This window comes from Vibrio campbellii CAIM 519 = NBRC 15631 = ATCC 25920 (assembly GCF_002163755.1).
Lineage (GTDB): Bacteria > Pseudomonadota > Gammaproteobacteria > Enterobacterales > Vibrionaceae > Vibrio > Vibrio campbellii.
Genome location: NZ_CP015863.1, coordinates 1,140,218 through 1,157,075, shown reverse-complemented (window position 1 = coordinate 1,157,075; position 16,858 = coordinate 1,140,218). Strand labels below are relative to the sequence as shown.

The 16,858-nt window shown below is 43.9% G+C and carries 14 protein-coding genes; 6 read left to right on the top strand and 8 right to left on the bottom strand.

Annotated features, from left to right (window positions below):
* Positions 1–240: 240 nt before the first annotated feature.
* Positions 241–2,871, bottom strand: coding sequence for a type I DNA topoisomerase (gene topA / locus A8140_RS05540; protein ID WP_038863258.1), 2,631 nt, complete (start codon positions 2,869–2,871; stop codon positions 241–243).
* A 484-nt stretch (positions 2,872–3,355) separates the two neighbouring features.
* Between topA and A8140_RS05535 the strand changes: the two genes are divergently transcribed.
* On the top strand, positions 3,356–3,604 hold the full coding sequence (locus tag A8140_RS05535; RefSeq protein WP_005426324.1) for a YciN family protein: 249 nt from the start codon (positions 3,356–3,358) through the stop codon (positions 3,602–3,604).
* Positions 3,605–3,669: 65 nt separating this feature from the next.
* Here A8140_RS05535 and aroA read toward each other — a convergent pair whose 3' ends face one another.
* Complete coding sequence (aroA, locus tag A8140_RS05530; RefSeq protein ID WP_005532826.1) at positions 3,670–4,950, bottom strand: 3-phosphoshikimate 1-carboxyvinyltransferase; 1,281 nt, start codon at positions 4,948–4,950, stop codon at positions 3,670–3,672.
* Positions 4,951–5,110: 160 nt separating this feature from the next.
* Positions 5,111–5,587, bottom strand: a complete 477-nt coding sequence (locus A8140_RS05525) for an outer membrane lipoprotein (RefSeq protein WP_005532828.1) — start codon at positions 5,585–5,587, stop codon at positions 5,111–5,113.
* Between the two features lie 41 nt (positions 5,588–5,628).
* Here A8140_RS05525 and aat point away from each other — a divergent pair, with 41 nt between their 5' ends.
* The 3 genes from aat (at position 5,629) to infA (ending at position 7,336) form a co-directional block, all read left to right on the top strand.
* Positions 5,629–6,339, top strand: coding sequence for a leucyl/phenylalanyl-tRNA--protein transferase (aat, locus tag A8140_RS05520; RefSeq protein ID WP_005532830.1), 711 nt, complete (start codon positions 5,629–5,631; stop codon positions 6,337–6,339).
* Positions 6,336–7,037, top strand: coding sequence for an arginyltransferase (locus A8140_RS05515; protein ID WP_005532832.1), 702 nt, complete (start codon positions 6,336–6,338; stop codon positions 7,035–7,037). Before aat ends, A8140_RS05515 begins: the two co-directional genes overlap by 4 nt.
* Before the next feature lie 80 nt (positions 7,038–7,117).
* On the top strand, positions 7,118–7,336 hold the full coding sequence (gene infA, locus A8140_RS05510) for a translation initiation factor IF-1 (RefSeq protein WP_001040192.1): 219 nt from the start codon (positions 7,118–7,120) through the stop codon (positions 7,334–7,336).
* 190 nt (positions 7,337–7,526) lie between these two features.
* Here the strand turns inward: infA and clpA are convergent, their stop codons facing one another.
* Together clpA and clpS are read right to left on the bottom strand one after the other, a co-directional pair.
* Positions 7,527–9,797 (bottom strand): ATP-dependent Clp protease ATP-binding subunit ClpA, encoded by a 2,271-nt coding sequence (gene clpA, locus A8140_RS05505; protein ID WP_005534033.1) that lies wholly within the window; start codon positions 9,795–9,797, stop codon positions 7,527–7,529.
* A gap of 48 nt (positions 9,798–9,845) precedes the next feature.
* A complete protein-coding gene (gene clpS, locus A8140_RS05500) occupies positions 9,846–10,166 on the bottom strand; it encodes an ATP-dependent Clp protease adapter ClpS (protein ID WP_005427554.1) in 321 nt (106 codons plus the stop codon).
* Positions 10,167–10,876: 710 nt separating this feature from the next.
* Here clpS and cspD point away from each other — a divergent pair.
* The gene (gene cspD, locus A8140_RS05495) at positions 10,877–11,095 is read left to right on the top strand and encodes a cold shock domain-containing protein CspD (RefSeq protein ID WP_005427548.1); all 219 of its coding nucleotides are present in this window, start codon (positions 10,877–10,879) and stop codon (positions 11,093–11,095) included.
* A 145-nt stretch (positions 11,096–11,240) separates the two neighbouring features.
* Here cspD and A8140_RS05490 read toward each other — a convergent pair whose 3' ends face one another.
* Positions 11,241–13,466, bottom strand: coding sequence for an NADP-dependent isocitrate dehydrogenase (locus tag A8140_RS05490; RefSeq protein WP_005534031.1), 2,226 nt, complete (start codon positions 13,464–13,466; stop codon positions 11,241–11,243).
* Positions 13,467–13,837: 371 nt separating this feature from the next.
* Here A8140_RS05490 and A8140_RS05485 point away from each other — a divergent pair, with 371 nt between their 5' ends.
* A complete protein-coding gene (locus tag A8140_RS05485) occupies positions 13,838–14,542 on the top strand; it encodes a pseudouridine synthase (protein ID WP_005534030.1) in 705 nt (234 codons plus the stop codon).
* A 70-nt stretch (positions 14,543–14,612) separates the two neighbouring features.
* On the opposite strand, the gene A8140_RS05480 is transcribed toward A8140_RS05485, so the two are convergent.
* Together A8140_RS05480 and A8140_RS05475 are read right to left on the bottom strand one after the other, a co-directional pair.
* Positions 14,613–15,278: a DUF2057 domain-containing protein gene (locus A8140_RS05480; protein ID WP_005534029.1), complete on the bottom strand. Its 666-nt coding sequence runs from the start codon at positions 15,276–15,278 to the stop codon at positions 14,613–14,615.
* Positions 15,279–15,541: 263 nt separating this feature from the next.
* The gene (locus A8140_RS05475; RefSeq protein ID WP_005534028.1) at positions 15,542–16,546 is read right to left on the bottom strand and encodes a porin; all 1,005 of its coding nucleotides are present in this window, start codon (positions 16,544–16,546) and stop codon (positions 15,542–15,544) included.
* Positions 16,547–16,858: the final 312 nt, after the last annotated feature.

Here is a 16,858-nt window from a genome sequence, read left to right as displayed (position 1 = left end):
TCAATACGGTATCTTGATCACACATCAGAGTGCAAACGATTACATTGTGAAAACAATTTACAAACCGATTAACTACACAAGTGCAGTTTTGCGACAGGATACGATGAAACTATGACCGTTCGATGAAAACAAAATGGAGAAAACTTGGAGGGAAAAGCATTGGTGAAATGAATGATTTATAAAATAGCAGATAAAAAATAAGGCAGCGAATTCGCTGCCTTATCCATTTAAACTTGATGTTTAAGCTTTTGCTTTTTTGCGCTTATCTGTGATTTCCCACTTACCGTCAACAAAAAACGCAGTCCAACCACTTGGTTTGCCATTGTCTTCAGTACGCACGTAGTTTTCTTTGCTCTTACGGCTAAAGCGAACCACTGCAGGGCGACCATCTGGATCCGCTGCTGGCGCTGTCGTTAGGTACTTAAACTTCTCCGGAAGACGTTCTTCGAAGCGAGCAAGTTCAGACACCAACGGAGCACGAGTTTCACGTGATTTAGGGAAGTTGCTTGCTGCCATAAATAGGCCAGAAGCACCATCACGCAGAACAAAGTAAGCGTCCGAGTTTTCACATGGCAGTTCGGGGAAATGGACTGGGTCTTCCTTCGGTGGCGCAACTTCGCCATTCTTCAGAATCTTACGAGTGTTCTTACACGTCTCACTCGTACAGTCCATGTATTTACCGAAGCGACCGTTTTTAAGCACCATGTCAGAACCACACTTGTCACACTCAACAACTGGGCCATCGTAGCCTTTCACTTTGAACTCGCCGTGTTCAACGATGTAGCCTTCACAGTTCGGGTTGTTACCACAAACGTGCATCTTACGCTTATCGTCGATCAGGTATGCATCCATCGCTGTTTCACAGATAGGACAACGCTTCTTCGCACGCAGTGCTGCAGTTTCCACATCTTCTTCTAGAACATTGATAATGCCATCTTCGTCACCTAAGTTAATCGTTGTCTTACAACGCTCTTTAGGTGGTAATGCGTAACCAGAACAGCCAAGGAACACACCAGTAGACGCAGTACGAATACCCATTGGACGGCTACAAGTCGGACACTCAATATCTGTCATCACAATGTGATTCAGCTTCATGCCGCCTTCGTTTTCGTCCTGTTCCGCTTTCTCAAGATCGCCAGTGAAGTCTGTGAAGAAGTTGTCTAGGACATCTTTCCACATCACATCGCCTTCTGCGATTTGGTCAAGCTTCTGTTCCATACGAGCCGTGAAGTCGTAGTTCATTAGGTCGTTAAAGCTGTCATCTAGGCGGTCAGTAACGATCTCACCCATCTTCTCTGCATAGAAACGACGCTGTTCAACTTTCACGTAACCGCGATCTTGGATCGTAGAGATGATTGAAGCGTAAGTTGAAGGACGACCAATGCCGCGCTTCTCAAGCTCTTTAACCAATGCCGCTTCTGTAAAACGTGCGGGTGGCTTAGTAAAGTGCTGTTTAGGCTCTAATGACTCTAAGTCTAGCTTTTCGCCTAGCTGAACAGCTGGAAGAATCGTATCTTCGTTTTTACCCATTGGGCGTTGTACGCGAGTCCAACCGTCAAACTTAAGGATACGGCCTTTCGCTTTTAGCGTGTATTCTGCCGCTTTCACACTGATTGTCGTTGAATCGTATTCTGCTGGCGTCATTTGACAAGCAACGAACTGATTCCAGATCAATGAGTAAAGTTTGTGTGCGTCCGCATCAACACCTTGTAGATCTTCTGATTTCACAGAAACATCGGAAGGACGAATCGCTTCGTGCGCTTCTTGTGCGCCCTCTTTGCTACCGTATCTTAACGGGTTAGCAGGAAGATACTTATCACCATACTCAGAGCCGATGAATCCACGAACCGCATCTACAGCTTCCGCACTCAAGTTAGTTGAGTCGGTACGCATATAGGTGATGTAACCCGCTTCATACAAACGTTGAGCGAGCATCATTGTCTTCTTAACGCCGTAGCCAAGACGAGTACTTGCCGCTTGTTGCAGTGTTGAAGTGATGTAAGGAGCAGACGGCTTACTCTTTGTTGGACGGTCTTCACGCTTACAAACTTCGTAGCTCGCTTTTTCCAGTACCGAAAGCGCTGCTTTGGTCTCTGCCTCGTTGACTGGCTTAAACGCAACGCCATCTTTTTGTGCAACGAGCAATTTGAATGCAGTCTTATCTTTGGTGTGCGTATTCGCATTGATATCCCAGAACTCTTCTGGAATGAAAGCGTTGATTTCACGCTCACGCTCAACCAATAGCTTCACCGCTACTGATTGCACGCGACCTGCTGAAAGACCACGCGCAACTTTCTTCCATAGCAATGGAGAAACCATGAAGCCTACTACTCGGTCCATGAATCGACGTGCTTGCTGTGCGTTAACACCATCCATGTTTAGCTCGCCAGGTGTCTGGAAAGCTTGTTGGATAGCATTCTTAGTGATCTCATTAAACACTACGCGCTTGTATCGCTCTTCATCGCCACCGATGATCTCACGAAGGTGCCATGCGATTGCTTCCCCCTCGCGGTCCAAATCGGTTGCGAGGTAAACGTAATCAGCGTCTTTGGCTAATTTTTGCAGTTCGCTTACGACTTTTTCTTTGCCTGGAAGGATTTGGTAATTCGCATCCCAGTCATGATATGGGTTAATCCCCATTTTTTTGATTAGCGCTTTGCGGTCTTTTTCTTTTTTGACACGCGCTTTCTCTTCCGGGCTCATTCCTTTTGTAGAAATGGCAGCGGCTTTTTTCTCACCAGTGCTTTGACCGGCCGTAGGCAGATCACGCACGTGACCAACACTAGACTTAACAATAAAGTCTTTACCAAGATATTTATTTATCGTCTTAGCCTTGGCTGGTGACTCCACTATAACGAGCGATTTACCCATAACTGACTCTAACGTCCTTCATAATAATGCGGGTAACTGCCCCCTAAGGAAGCTACCCGCATAATGTTCTATTTCATTGCTTCTTTTTTACTATTGTGCGAGATGAAAAGAAGATCAACTGCTTTTTTGAAATTCAGATCCGATTGGTTGACAATTCATCGCCTTTGCACTTTGACGAGGCAGGGTTCTGAAAAAGGTCTTGAGCGGCATATACTAAGCAGGCAAAGATTCCTCTCGCTAGTCGAATTCAATAAATTTTGTCTCACATCACAAAATATTTTTTCTTTCGCTATCAGAACGTAACCTTAGATTAGACCGTAAAATAGCCACTGCATGTATATACCAATAACGCCTACTATTCCCTCTATATAGATGTATATCGCTATAAAAGCGTAAACACGCAATCAGAGATTTAGGCATGCAAACCCATGACAATTGTGGGTATACTGCGCTCACTTAAGTTTCATTGAATGACGAGAGCGTTATGTCTGATAGAAAATACATTGAAGAATTCGACCTTCTTTTAATCGCAAACCAAATCATCCAAGAGCACGATGACTACATCGATGGTATGCGTGCGACGAGCGTAGAAGAAAAAGACGATGTATTGGTATTTAAAGGTGAGTACTTCCTCGATGAAAAAGGTCTACCGACCACTAATACAACAGCAGTATTCAATATGTTCAAATACCTAGCGCATCACCTTTCAAAAGAGTTCACATTGAACAAGTAAGCGCTGCAAATTCAATAAAAAAGCCAGAGTTCTCACTCTGGCTTTTCTCTTTCATATAAGACGAATTAACAGCTCAACGCTTTCAACTTATCGAAGTAATCCGGGAACGTCTTCGACGTACACTTGGGATCGTTAATCGTCACAGGCGTGTCGCTTAGCGCTACCAGCGAGAAACACATCGCCATTCGGTGATCGTCGTAGGTATCAATCGCAGCGTGCGTAAGCTGTGGTACAGGCTTCACAATGATGTAATCTTCGCCCTCTTCCACCTCTGCGCCAACTTTGCGTAGCTCAGTCGCCATAGCGGATAGACGGTCAGTCTCTTTTACACGCCAGTTGTACACGTTGCGAATCGCCGTTGTGCCTTCGGCAAACAGTGCTGTTGTCGCAATGGTCATCGCCGCATCTGGAATATGGTTGTAGTCCATATCGATGCCTTTCAGTTGGCCGACACGAGAGATAACGTAATCATCACCCCATTCGATCTCTGCACCCATTTTTTCAAGCGCATCAGCGAATTGGATATCGCCTTGGATACTGTTTTTACCAATACCAGTGACTTTCACTTCACCACCTTTGATGGCTGCTGCCGCCAAGAAGTAAGAAGCAGATGATGCATCACCTTCAACCAAGAAGTCACCCGGAGCGACATACTGTTGACCCGCAGGAATCACAAATTCTTGGTAATCGTTGTTGATCACATCCACACCAAACTGTTTCATGATGTGCAGCGTGATATCAATGTATGGTTTTGAAACCAGTTCACCTTCGATGTTGATGCGAATGTCACCTTCTGCCAACGGCGCTGACATCAAAAATGCCGTCAGGAATTGGCTAGAAATCGAACCATCAATCGATACAGAGCCCGACTTAAGTCCAGTACCTACGATTTTTAGTGGTGGGTAGTTTTCATTTTGCAGATACGTTACGTCCGCGCCAGCCGCTTTTAGGGCCGTGACTAAGTGACCAATTGGGCGTTCCTTCATTCTAGGTTCGCCAGTCAGAACGTATTCACCTTCGCCTAAGCATAGGGCTGCAGCAAGTGGACGCATTGCTGTACCTGCATTACCCAAAAAGAGCTCTACAGGTTCAGAGACAGAAAATGGGCGACCAAGACCTTCTACGACACATTCCGTTTTGTCCTCAGATAATTGGTACTGAACACCGAGTTTAGTCAGAGCGTTCAACATGTGGCGAATATCATCACTGTCGAGAAGGTTGGTCAAACGAGTCGTACCTTTTGCTAGTGCAGCAAGCAGTAACGCTCGATTGGAAACGCTTTTTGATCCAGGAAGGTTCACTTCCCCTTGAATTTTATTGATAGGTTGTAACGTTAGGCTTTCCATTAAAAGTTGATAATCCTTTGTGCCCTCACTTCAAGGTTTTTGAGAGCTAAACAATTCTTCGTGAAATCAGACTAACGAAAAAACCACCACAAAACCAGAGTAAATCCATGCTAATTTTTGAATAATTAGTCAGCTTAGGTTTTGCAGTGCAAACGTTGGCTTAATAAGCGATATCAACCCTTACACCATCATCAAAATACAGGATGCGCACCTCATCACCTCGATTAAACAACATTCTGTTATCAACATCTTGAATGACGTTGATCAGTTTGTTGCCATCAACCTTGATCAATAGTTCAACGAGTTTGTATTCAACCGTGTATTCATAATTGCTGCGATTTCTCACCACCGCCGCACCAGCTAATGCACCAACAGCCGTCGCCACTTCTTTACCCGTGCCACCACCAAATTGATTGCCGACTAAACCACCGATCGTTGCCCCTAGTAAGGTTTCCCACCCGTTGCTTTGAGATTGCTTCACCTCTTGCTGTGTAATGTATCGCACCGAATCGACTCTGCCATACACCACTTGGTTAACTGGCTTTGCTACATTTCTTTCATAGGCTGCATTGGCGAAAAATGGCAAAAACAGTATGATCCATGCCCATCGTTTTATGTTAAGTGTTACTCCGCTCATAATAAGCTCCTATAGGCTCTGATGTTGGTAAAGTTTTCTTTATGGCTATCTATTTAACTGAACTTGGTGATTCACATTCTTTTCCGTCGCCATACGACGCATTGAATGACCCAAATGGCTTACTGGCTTTTGGCGGCGATCTTAACCCTGATCGCATTCTAAACGGCTATCGTCAGGGCATTTTTCCTTGGTATGGGCCGGGAGAGCCGATTCTTTGGTGGAGCCCATCTCCACGAGCCGTTTTTGACCCTTTGGCATTTAAGCCTTCCAAAAGCTTGAAAAAGTTTCAACGTAAACAACAGTATAAAGTAACGCTAAACAATGCAACCGAACGCGTAATTCAATTATGCTCTTCAACTCGCTCAGCAGAAGAAACTTGGCTCAATGAAGAGATGCAGACATCATACATAGAGCTTGCAAGACGCGGACACTGCCACTCAGTAGAAGTATGGCACGATGAGCAGTTAATTGGCGGCTTGTACGGCATTAACGTCGGCCAACTTTTTTGTGGTGAGTCGATGTTTAGCCTAAAAGACAACGCGTCGAAAATCGCATTGTGGTATCTATGCGAGCACTTGGCGTCAAACCAAGGTCAATTAATTGATTGCCAAGTAATGAATCCGCATCTAGCCTCACTTGGCGCGTTTGAGCTGGAGCGTGACGACTTTGTACAAAAACTACTATCTTTAAGAGATAGGAACATTAATTTGGGTACGTTTGAACCACAGGTTTTGCAAGGCGCAGTATCATGAGCACAGATCTCCAGCACATTCGTATCGGATTAACTAATAACCATCCATGCAGTTACCTACCTGAACGTGAAGAGCGAGTGGCTGTCGCGCTAGACGAAAACTTACATACAGAAGACAACTATCAAGTTTTGATGGCCAACGGTTTTCGACGCAGCGGCGATACTATTTATAAGCCTCATTGCCAGCACTGCAACGCATGTCAACCTATACGGATTGCGGTACCTGACTTCATCCCTTCAAAAAGCCAGAAGCGCTTGCAGAGCAAAGGAAAGGCGTTACATTGGGAGATGAAACCTGAGCTCGATCCAGATTGGTTTGACCTTTACAGCCGCTATATCTGTGAACGACACAAAGACGGCACTATGTTTCCACCAAGAGAGGATGAGTTTGCTCGGTTCGCTCAAACAACTTGGTTGACCACTGGATTTCTCCATATTTATGACGAGAGTGATCGACTTCTCGCGGTCGCCGTTACCGATATAATGGATAAATGTGCAAGTGCGTTTTATACCTTCTTCGATCCGGACTATCCTTTATCTCTCGGGACGTTAGGGGTACTTTTCCAGCTCGAATATTGCCAACGAGAGAATAAACATTGGCTATATTTAGGTTATCAGATCGATGAATGTCCAGCGATGAACTACAAAACTCGTTTTCAACGACACCAAAGGCTAGTAAATCAGCGTTGGCAAGGGTAGAATACGCCCCAAGTTTACATAATTACTGTTTAGCGGCAGAATAAGCGCGCTAATACCGCCTAATTTCTAAAGAGGATTAAATGGCTAAAGAAGACGTAATTGAGATGCAAGGCACTGTGCTTGACACTCTACCAAACACTATGTTCCGCGTTGAACTTGAAAACGGTCACGTTGTGACTGCACACATCTCTGGCAAGATGCGTAAGAACTACATCCGTATCCTTACTGGTGATAAAGTAACTGTAGAGATGACTCCATACGACCTTTCTAAAGGCCGCATCGTCTTCCGTGCTCGTTAATCTCTGATTTTCGAATACAATAAAAAACGGAGCTCAAGGCTCCGTTTTTTATTGTCTGTTTTTGCTCTCAATACTAAGCTTACTTTTGGGAGTTTCAATACACTCCACAGGCTCAGGCTAGCTCCATTCTTGCAGACACAAAAAAGCGCACGCCTAAGCGCACGCTTTTAACATAGATTTCAACAAAGAATTAATGAAGTGCTGCTTCTTTCTCGCTTAGGTATTCAAACTTAAGCTCGTCTTTCACTAGCGTTACCTTCACTGTACCACCGTCAACCAAGGAGCCGAACAGAAGTTCATTCGCCAAAGGTTTCTTAAGCTGCTCTTGGATAACACGTCCCATTGGACGCGCGCCCATCGCTTTGTCATAACCTTTGTGTGCCAACCAATGACGAGCATCCTGCGACACTTCCATTGATACGCCTCGAGCATCCAATTGAACTTGAAGCTCCACGATGAACTTATCAACCACTTGGTGGATCACCACTTCATCTAGGCTATTGAACCAAATGATATTATCTAGACGGTTACGGAATTCTGGTGTGAACACCTTCTTGATTTCCGCCATCGCATCATGACTATTATCTTGTTGGATAAGACCGATAGATTTCTTCTCTGTCTCTGCCACACCCGCGTTGGTTGTCATAACAAGAATGACATTTCGGAAGTCAGCTTTACGACCATTGTTATCTGTTAGCGTACCGTTATCCATCACTTGCAGTAGCAAGTTAAAGATATCTGGGTGTGCTTTCTCGATTTCATCAAGCAGAACCACTGAGTGTGGATGCTTAAGCACAGCGTCAGTCAACAGACCGCCTTGGTCATAGCCCACGTAACCAGGAGGCGCACCGATCAGACGGCTGACTGAATGACGTTCGCCGTACTCAGACATATCGAAGCGCAGAAGTTCGATACCAAGCAACTTAGAAAGCTGAACAGTAACTTCTGTTTTACCAACCCCTGTAGGGCCCGCAAACAAGAATGAACCAACAGGTTTGTTATCCACGCCAAGACCAGCACGAGATAACTTGATGGCTTCAGACAGCGCATCAATCGCCGTATCTTGACCGAATACAAGCATCTTCATCTTGTCATCCAGATTCTTCAGAATGTCTTTGTCTGAAGACGACACTGATTTCTCTGGAATACGAGCCATTTTCGCAACCATCGCTTCGATGTCTGCTACGCCGACCGTTTTCTTGCGACGACTTGCTGGTGCTAGACGGCTGCGTGCACCCGCCTCATCAATCACATCAATAGCTTTGTCTGGTAGATGACGTTCGTTAATGTACTTCGCTGATAGCTCTACAGCAGCACGCAATGCTTTGTTGGTGTAACGCACTTCGTGGTGAGCTTCGTATTTAGGCTTAAGGCCAATCAAAATCTTCGTCGTATCATCCAAAGAAGGCTCAACTACATCGATCTTTTGGAAACGACGAGATAGCGCGCGTTCTTTCTCAAAAATGTTGCTGTACTCTTGGTACGTCGTTGAACCGATACAACGCAACTTACCGCTACTCAGTAGAGGTTTGATCAGGTTAGCTGCGTCAACTTGACCGCCAGAAGCTGCACCTGCACCTATGATGGTATGAATTTCATCAATGAACAGAATCGCATCTTCTTCTTTCTCAAGCTGCTTCAAAACTGACTTAAAGCGTTTCTCAAAATCACCACGGTATTTAGTGCCAGCCAGTAGAGAACCGATATCTAAGGAATAAATCACACTATTTTGAATCACTTCAGGCACTTGGCCTTCTACAATTCTCCACGCAAGACCTTCCGCGATAGCCGTTTTACCTACGCCAGCTTCACCCACAAGTAATGGGTTGTTCTTACGACGACGGCACAGCACTTGAATCGTGCGCTCAAGCTCCTTGTCACGGCCAATCAATGGGTCGATATTACCCGCTTTCGCAACTTGGTTTAGGTTCGTTGCAAAGCTTTCCAGACGCTCTTCTGGGTTGGTTTCTTCAGGTGCTTCTGAACCAAACGAATCAGATGAAGAGGAATCTTCACTTGAACCCGATGCTTTAGTGATGCCGTGAGAAATAAAGTTAACAATGTCCAAACGAGAGATATCGTTCTTTTTAAGTAGGTAAGCAGCGTGAGACTCTTGCTCACTGAAAATAGCAACGAGGACGTTTGCCCCAGTCACTTCACTGCGGCCAGACGACTGAACATGGAAGACGGCGCGTTGAAGTACACGCTGGAAACTCAATGTAGGCTGGGTTTCGCGCGTCTCATCACTTTCTGGGATGAGCGGCGTTGTTTGGTCGATAAAAATATCGAGTTCATTTCGCAAAGCATCAAGGTCCGCTTTGCAGGCTAAAAGGGCTTCCTTAGCTGCATCATTTTCTAATAATGCAAGTAGGAGGTGTTCGACAGTCATGAACTCGTGGCGTTTATCACGTGCACGAGCGAATGCACCGTTAAGGCTTGACTCTAGTTCTTTATTTAGCATAAGTACCTCCCGAAAGAACAACTTGGGTTGCTCGAGCAAGTCTTCTTATTACGCTTGCTCCATAGTACATAGTAGCGGATGCTCATTTTCCCTTGAGTACATCGTCACTTGCGCTACTTTTGTTTCGGCAATTTCTGCACTGTATGTGCCACAAATTGCCTTTCCTTCATAGTGAATCTTGAGCATGATTTGCGTTGCTTTATCAATATCGTGTGAAAAGAATCGCTCAAGTACCTCTATGACGAAATCCATAGGTGTGTAGTCATCATTGTTGAGTACAACGTTATATAGCTTTGGTGGCTGAACTTTTGTACTTTCTCTCTCCAGAAGATCAGAGTCTGGAGTCACCCATTCAAAATTTTTACTCATGGCAATTCAAAGATATCGTATCAAAGGGTTGATGTTTTCGACCTATAAAAACAATCTACCATAAGCATACCATGCGGTGTAGTGAGATATGGCACCTAATTCGAATTTGATAGATAAAATTTACGTCCTCATATAGAGACTAATGCACCTCCGGCAGGCGCGCAAATAAAAGATTTTTATCACTGAGGCGCGATATTTTTGCCGTTAGATTCACAAATATTCTACACACTTCATCTTCTGTAATTACCCTCTCATATTCTGCGAAGATCACAGTTACAGGGAAAAAACACTAAATATCACGAAAACCGTACTTTTTATTCATTCAGTAGAATCTTCTAATGTACTCTTCTCATCTAGTATTCATATTCCTTATATTAAAACCTTACAGAGATTTTCACTAAACATCGGCAAACAACCATAAATTACTTTGCAAAGTTGTTAATCTCAAAAGTGATTTGTTTTCAAATATGTTTCTGATTGTTGTCTTTCACTATTGACTGTCGAGATTCATTGACTACAGTGGAATGTGTTGATGCATAAATCCTCATTCTGGGTTTATTGGTTTTCTAACACCCTGATGAATATGGATATGCTAGCTCGACGTGTGTTAGCAATTACGAACAAAGCAACGGCTAACAATGAGGCCAAGCTAAAGGGATAGCTTGGAGAAGTAACAACATCAGTAAAAAATGCATGAGGGATGTAAAAGCATGGCTACAGGTACAGTAAAGTGGTTTAACAATGCCAAGGGATTTGGGTTTATTTGTTCAGACGAAGAGGAAGGAGACATTTTCGCCCACTACTCAACTATCCAAATGGACGGTTATCGTACACTGAAAGCAGGCCAACAAGTCTCATACGAGATTGAAAAAGGTCCAAAAGGTTCACACGCAAGTAGCGTAGTGCCAATAGAAGGCCAAGCCAAATAAATTGAGCGCTGTCGGAAAGACAAACCATTTGCTCGTGAAAGCACAAATTATCTGTTTTTCATGAAGAGAAAAATAAACCCGCGTAAAGCGGGTTTATTGTTTTTATAAGTCTTAACTACGCGCTACCGAAATAGCGCGTACAAGGTTATTTATTGATGATTGCGTTCAGCGTTGCGCTCGGGCGCATCAATGTAGAAGCTAGCGCATCATCCAGTGAATAGTAACCGCCTAGCTCACCTTTCACACCCTGTGCATTGTTTAGCTCGGAAACAATCGCTTCTTCTTGCTGTGCAAGCGCGGCTGCTACTGGCACAAACTCAGCCGCTAGATCAGCATCTGCCGTTTGCTCAGCGAGTGCTTTCGCCCAGTAAGAAGCGAGGTAGTAATGGCTACCACGGTTATCCAACTCACCAACTTTACGTGATGGTGACTTGTTGTTGTCTAGGAACTCACCCGTTGCTTTATCAAGTGCATCGGCAAGCACCTGTGCTTTTGCATTGCCAGCAACCGTGCTTAGGTGCTCAAGAGATGCCGCAAGTGCAAGGAACTCACCCAAAGAATCCCAACGTAAGTGGTTTTCTTTTTCTACCTGTTGAACGTGTTTAGGAGCTGAACCGCCTGCACCCGTTTCAAATAAACCACCACCATTCATTAGTGGCACAATGGATAGCATCTTCGCAGAAGTACCAAGCTCAAGAATTGGGAACAAATCAGTTAGGTAGTCACGAAGTACATTACCTGTTACCGAAATGGTGTCTAGACCTTCTTTGATACGCTCTAGAGAGAATTTACATGCGTCGATTGGTGCCAGGATCTTGATCTCTAAACCTGAAGTGTCGTGCTCAGGAAGGTACGCATTTACTTTCTTGATAAGTTCTGCATCGTGAGCACGAGCTTCGTCCAGCCAGAATACCGCTGGAGCACCTGAAGCACGAGCACGAGTAACAGCAAGTTTCACCCAGTCTTGAATTGGCGCGTCTTTCACCTGACACATACGGAAGATGTCACCTTCTTCTACCGCTTGTTCAAGAAGAACCGCACCAGAAGCATCTACAACACGCAAACTGCCTGCTGCATCTAAGATGAAGGTCTTGTCGTGAGAACCGTACTCTTCAGCTTTTTGGGCCATTAGACCGACGTTTGGAACGCTGCCCATTGTTGTTGGGTCAAACGCACCATGTTCTTTACAGAAGTCGATCACCGCTTGGTAAATACCTGCGTAGCTACGATCTGGAATCATTGCTTTCGTATCTTTCTGCTTGCCGTCTGGTCCCCACATTTGGCCAGAAGCACGTAGCATTGCAGGCATAGAAGCATCAACAATGATATCGCTTGGTACGTGTAGGTTAGTAATACCGCGATCTGAATCCACCATAGCTAGTGCTGGTTGCGTTTCGTATACCGCAAGAATAGCTGCTTCGATTTCTGCTTTTTGTTCTGCAGGTAGCGCTTCAATCTTCGCATATACGTCACCGATACCGTTGTTTACATCAACACCTAGCTCTTCAAACAGCTTCCCGTATTTTGCAAATACGTCTTTGTAGTAAACCTTAACTGCGTGACCGAAGATAACTGGATCCGATACCTTCATCATGGTTGCTTTCATATGTAGAGAAAGCAGTACATCTTGCTGTTTTGCTTCTGCAATTTCTTTCTCGAAGAACTCAACAAGCGCTTTCTTGTTCATTACTGAACAATCGATCACTTCTTTGTCTTGTAGAGGGAATGCTGATTTAAGTTCTTTTACCGAACCATCAGCAGCAACAAATTCGATTTTAACGTCGGTAGCACCTGAGATAGTCGTCGATTTTTCACTACCGAAGAAATCGTTGTCAGCCATGCTTGAAACGTGAGATTGAGAGTCTGCTGACCACGCGCCCATTGAATGCGGGTTTTTCTTTGCGTAGTTCTTCACTGAAAGTGGTGCACGACGGTCTGAGTTACCTTCACGCAAAACTGGGTTAACCGCACTACCTTTGATTTTGTCGTAAGTCGCTTTGATCGCTTCTTCTTCGTAAGTGCTTGGCTCTTCTGGGTAGTTTGGTAGCTCGTAGCCTTTCGCTTGCAGCTCTTTAATAGCGGCCTTTAGCTGTGGGATTGACGCTGAGATGTTTGGAAGCTTAATAATGTTCGCTTCAGGCGTTTTCGCCAATTCGCCTAATTCTGCTAGCGCGTCACCGATGCGCTGATCTTCTTTCAAATGTTCTGGGAAGTTAGCGATGATGCGACCCGCTAACGAAATATCACGTGTATCTACATTAATGCCAGACGATGCAGTAAACGATTGAATGATTGGTAGTAATGAATAGGTTGCTAACGCCGGGGCTTCATCAGTGATTGTGTAGATAATTGTAGGTTTTTCTGTAGGCATGAAATTTCCCTATTTTTTACTCAACTAAGCTGAACAACTCAGCAACTGAGTTCGTTGAATTTACGCAGTGCTTAACGTTAGTAGTGCATTCCTCCTCACCAACGCGACATGCGGTTTGCACTCTTTCTTATAGTTTGAAGCTCTATGGCTCTCTATCCATGAGTGCACTTTGTGCCAAGTTTGCTTTCATGAAGTTCTTTTGCAAAAACACCTCACTAAAAGCAACTTGGCTATATCATTAAACAAATAACACGAAATAGTCTATTATTCTGTGCGCTTTTGTTAGTTTTAGGCGCGCAAATGATAGCTGATAAGAAAAAAACATAAAACTTTCAAACACAGTTCATTTACATTTTTGCAAGGTAGTTAACATGTCATCTCGCACGGGTCATGAAAAAGGTCGCCGTAGTAACCATACCAAACCGAGCCATTTTAAACGCTCTGGTAAGCCAAATCATTCAAATGGACAGGCTAAAAATCGACCTAGTCGCCCTACCCGTTCTTCAAAAACCGCTAAACCGCGTATTGCACCCGAAGATCGTAAGGTGGTCATTTTCAATAAGCCTTATGACACATTAAGCCAATTTACTGATGACGATGGCCGTAAAACACTAGCTGATTATATTCCTGTAAAAGATGTTTATGCGGCAGGCCGATTAGACAGAGACAGCGAAGGTTTGATGGTGCTCACTAACGACGGCATTCTGCAGGCTAAGTTGACCCAACCTCAATCAAAATCACCAAAGACCTATTGGGTGCAAGTAGACGGTGCTCCGACTGAAGAGGATTTAGAGAAACTACGTAAAGGCGTTGAATTGAAAGATGGCATGACATTGCCAGCAAAAGTAGAAGTGATGCCTGAGCCAGAGATCTGGGAAAGAACTCCACCTGTCCGCTTTCGAGCAAACATTCCGACTACTTGGTTAGCTATCACTATTATAGAAGGGAGAAACCGTCAGGTAAGACGTATGACCGCGCACATTGGCTTCCCAACACTGCGTTTAGTTCGTTACTCGATGGGCGGTATTGCCCTTGACGATTTAAAACCTGGGGAGTGGCGAGAAATAAAGCTCTAGGCTTAAACCTCAAAAAACATAAAAGCAGGCTATCACCTGCTTTTTTAGTTTTTGTCGTTACCAATAACGATTATTGTTGAGCAACCCACTTCATGAATGCTTGACGTTCTTCGTCTGTCATTTCTAGGTAGGCAATCTTCGCTTTTGTTACGGGTGATTTTACTCTTTGCGCGCTTTTGCTAGTTGCTGTTACAGCCGTCGCTGCTTGTAGCTCAGACAATTCGACTCTCTTACCGTTTGCAAAGAAAACGCCATTAGCTTCATTGTACACCGCTAGTTGCTCATCAAGGTTTGAATAAGGGAACGCGCCTTTCTCACCTGGCATTTTATATTGCGAGTAATCAATAGACTTATCGTTGAAACTTACTTTCCAGTCCATTTTATCTTGCTCAAACAGCTTGTCTGCCTGACGTTTTTCTCTAAAAGATGGCGCATCAATATAAAGCTCACCCGCGCCAGAACTAAAACCAAGAATGTATGGTGCAGAGTAAACTTGAGTACGTTTATCGCCACGCCCAATCGCTTTGTTTACTTTTACAACTACTTGGTTAGAGCCATCAACAAGACCAAACGGTTCACTCAAATCATCCGCACTGACGCCGTTTACAAACAGCACTTGAACGCCTTGAGCGGTGGTTAGGGTTGCTGAAGTATCAGCTCTATTTGTTGCGTCTGCGCTCGCTGTTGTACCAAACACTCCAAGTACAAATGCTACAGTCCAAGCTTTTAGTCTCATATCCTAATAACCTTAAAATTCAATTAATTACATCAAAAGAGTTAAATATCGCTTACCATTCATCACAGTTTGAGGAAATCATTGCTTAAAAGCCAACCATTTCTAAATCATTGACTGTAGATAATTGGTAAACGCATTCAAGTCTCATAAATCTTCATGTACTCACTTGGTTCATGCTTTCAGGTGCCTAAGGAGATACAAGCTTTTAATATAAAAAAGGCCGCAATAAATGCGACCTTTACTATATCTACTTAAGTTCTGAATTAGAACGTGTAGTAAACACCAGCGACAATTAGGTCAGCTTCAGTTTTTGTAGAAGCGTCTTTATTGTCGTTTTCGCTTGCAGTGTATTCGATGAACGTTAGAACGTTACCTGTTACAGCGTAGTCAGCGCCAAACGTGTAGTAAGATTGGTCGTGGTCGCCTTCGTACTCAGTGAAACCGAATGAAGTGTAAACGCGAGCTTCGTTCATTTGGTAAGCAGCTACTGCAGACCATGTATCAGCGTCAGCTTTGTTTAGCTCTTCAGCAACGTAGTTAACTGCAGCAGAGAAGTTGTCCATGTTGAAACGAACAGCAGCGCCCATTACTTGGTAGTCATCACCAGCAAGGTTACGGTTTTCTTGATCTTGGTAAGAAGCACCAACAGTGAACATGTCGTTGATTGCGTATTGTGCAGATAGACCGAATGCAGTATCGATTTTCTCGTGTTGATCTAGGTATGCATCAGCGATGACAGTTAGCTTGTCGAAGCTACCTTTAACTGAAACAGCGTGACCAGCACTTTCTTTTGATTTCACGAAATCATCGACATAGCCAAGACCTTCGTTGGTGTTGTCGATAGTGATTGCGTCAAGAGAATCACCGAAATCACCAACTTCACCTAGAGCTACACCCCAGTTGTCACCGAAGTAGGCACCGAAGTATAGGTCATCTGTACGTACACGAGCGTGGTCGCCGTCGATTTCACCAGTAATTTTGTTGTCGTTATCGAAGAATTCACCGTTTTCTAGTTCGAATGAGCCGAATACTTTGATGTCTTCGTTTAGTTTGTGCTCTGCATCGATTTGGATTTTAGCCCATAGGTCAACGTCTACATCACGCTTAGTAGAAGTCTCACCGTTTTCTTTACGTTCGATAGTACTTACGTAAGTGTCGATCTCACCCTTAAGGTTTAGAGAAGTTGTACCGTTGTCGTAGATGTTGCCTGCTGCTAGTGCAGACGTAGAGATGCCTGCTACTGCTAGAGCTACTAGAGTCTTTTTCATAATTAATCCACTGCCTTTTCTTAGATTGGGATATCCTTTCCGATTCCCTTTTTATATTTTTTAGGTCGCTTGTTATCAAATCGCAACAATGCTTTACCTGCAAAATCTGGACACTAGAGTACAAAAGATTATTCTGGCTGTCAAATTTTCTAAATAGAAATATCAAAGAACAAAAATATACTTTAAAAACAAAAACTTAAAAATTTACATTTAAATTATTCGATGAAGTTCTAAACTATAAACTTGATTTTCCTTAATTTAGTGAGTCATAAATAACAAATACAAAACACCTTTAAACTGCAAAATTACACA

Bases quoted from the DNA above. Each gene is read 5' to 3' on its own strand.
- topA (WP_038863258.1), bottom strand. From the start codon at position 2,871: ATGGGTAAATCGCTCGTTATAGTGGAGTCACCAGCCAAGGCTAAGACG.
- A8140_RS05535 (WP_005426324.1), top strand. From the start codon at position 3,356: ATGTCTGATAGAAAATACATTGAAGAATTCGACCTTCTTTTAATCGCA.
- aroA (WP_005532826.1), bottom strand. From the start codon at position 4,950: ATGGAAAGCCTAACGTTACAACCTATCAATAAAATTCAAGGGGAAGTG.
- A8140_RS05525 (WP_005532828.1), bottom strand. From the start codon at position 5,587: ATGAGCGGAGTAACACTTAACATAAAACGATGGGCATGGATCATACTG.
- aat (WP_005532830.1), top strand. From the start codon at position 5,629: ATGGCTATCTATTTAACTGAACTTGGTGATTCACATTCTTTTCCGTCG.
- A8140_RS05515 (WP_005532832.1), top strand. From the start codon at position 6,336: ATGAGCACAGATCTCCAGCACATTCGTATCGGATTAACTAATAACCAT.
- infA (WP_001040192.1), top strand. From the start codon at position 7,118: ATGGCTAAAGAAGACGTAATTGAGATGCAAGGCACTGTGCTTGACACT.
- clpA (WP_005534033.1), bottom strand. From the start codon at position 9,797: ATGCTAAATAAAGAACTAGAGTCAAGCCTTAACGGTGCATTCGCTCGT.
- clpS (WP_005427554.1), bottom strand. From the start codon at position 10,166: ATGAGTAAAAATTTTGAATGGGTGACTCCAGACTCTGATCTTCTGGAG.
- cspD (WP_005427548.1), top strand. From the start codon at position 10,877: ATGGCTACAGGTACAGTAAAGTGGTTTAACAATGCCAAGGGATTTGGG.
- A8140_RS05490 (WP_005534031.1), bottom strand. From the start codon at position 13,466: ATGCCTACAGAAAAACCTACAATTATCTACACAATCACTGATGAAGCC.
- A8140_RS05485 (WP_005534030.1), top strand. From the start codon at position 13,838: ATGTCATCTCGCACGGGTCATGAAAAAGGTCGCCGTAGTAACCATACC.
- A8140_RS05480 (WP_005534029.1), bottom strand. From the start codon at position 15,278: ATGAGACTAAAAGCTTGGACTGTAGCATTTGTACTTGGAGTGTTTGGT.
- A8140_RS05475 (WP_005534028.1), bottom strand. From the start codon at position 16,546: ATGAAAAAGACTCTAGTAGCTCTAGCAGTAGCAGGCATCTCTACGTCT.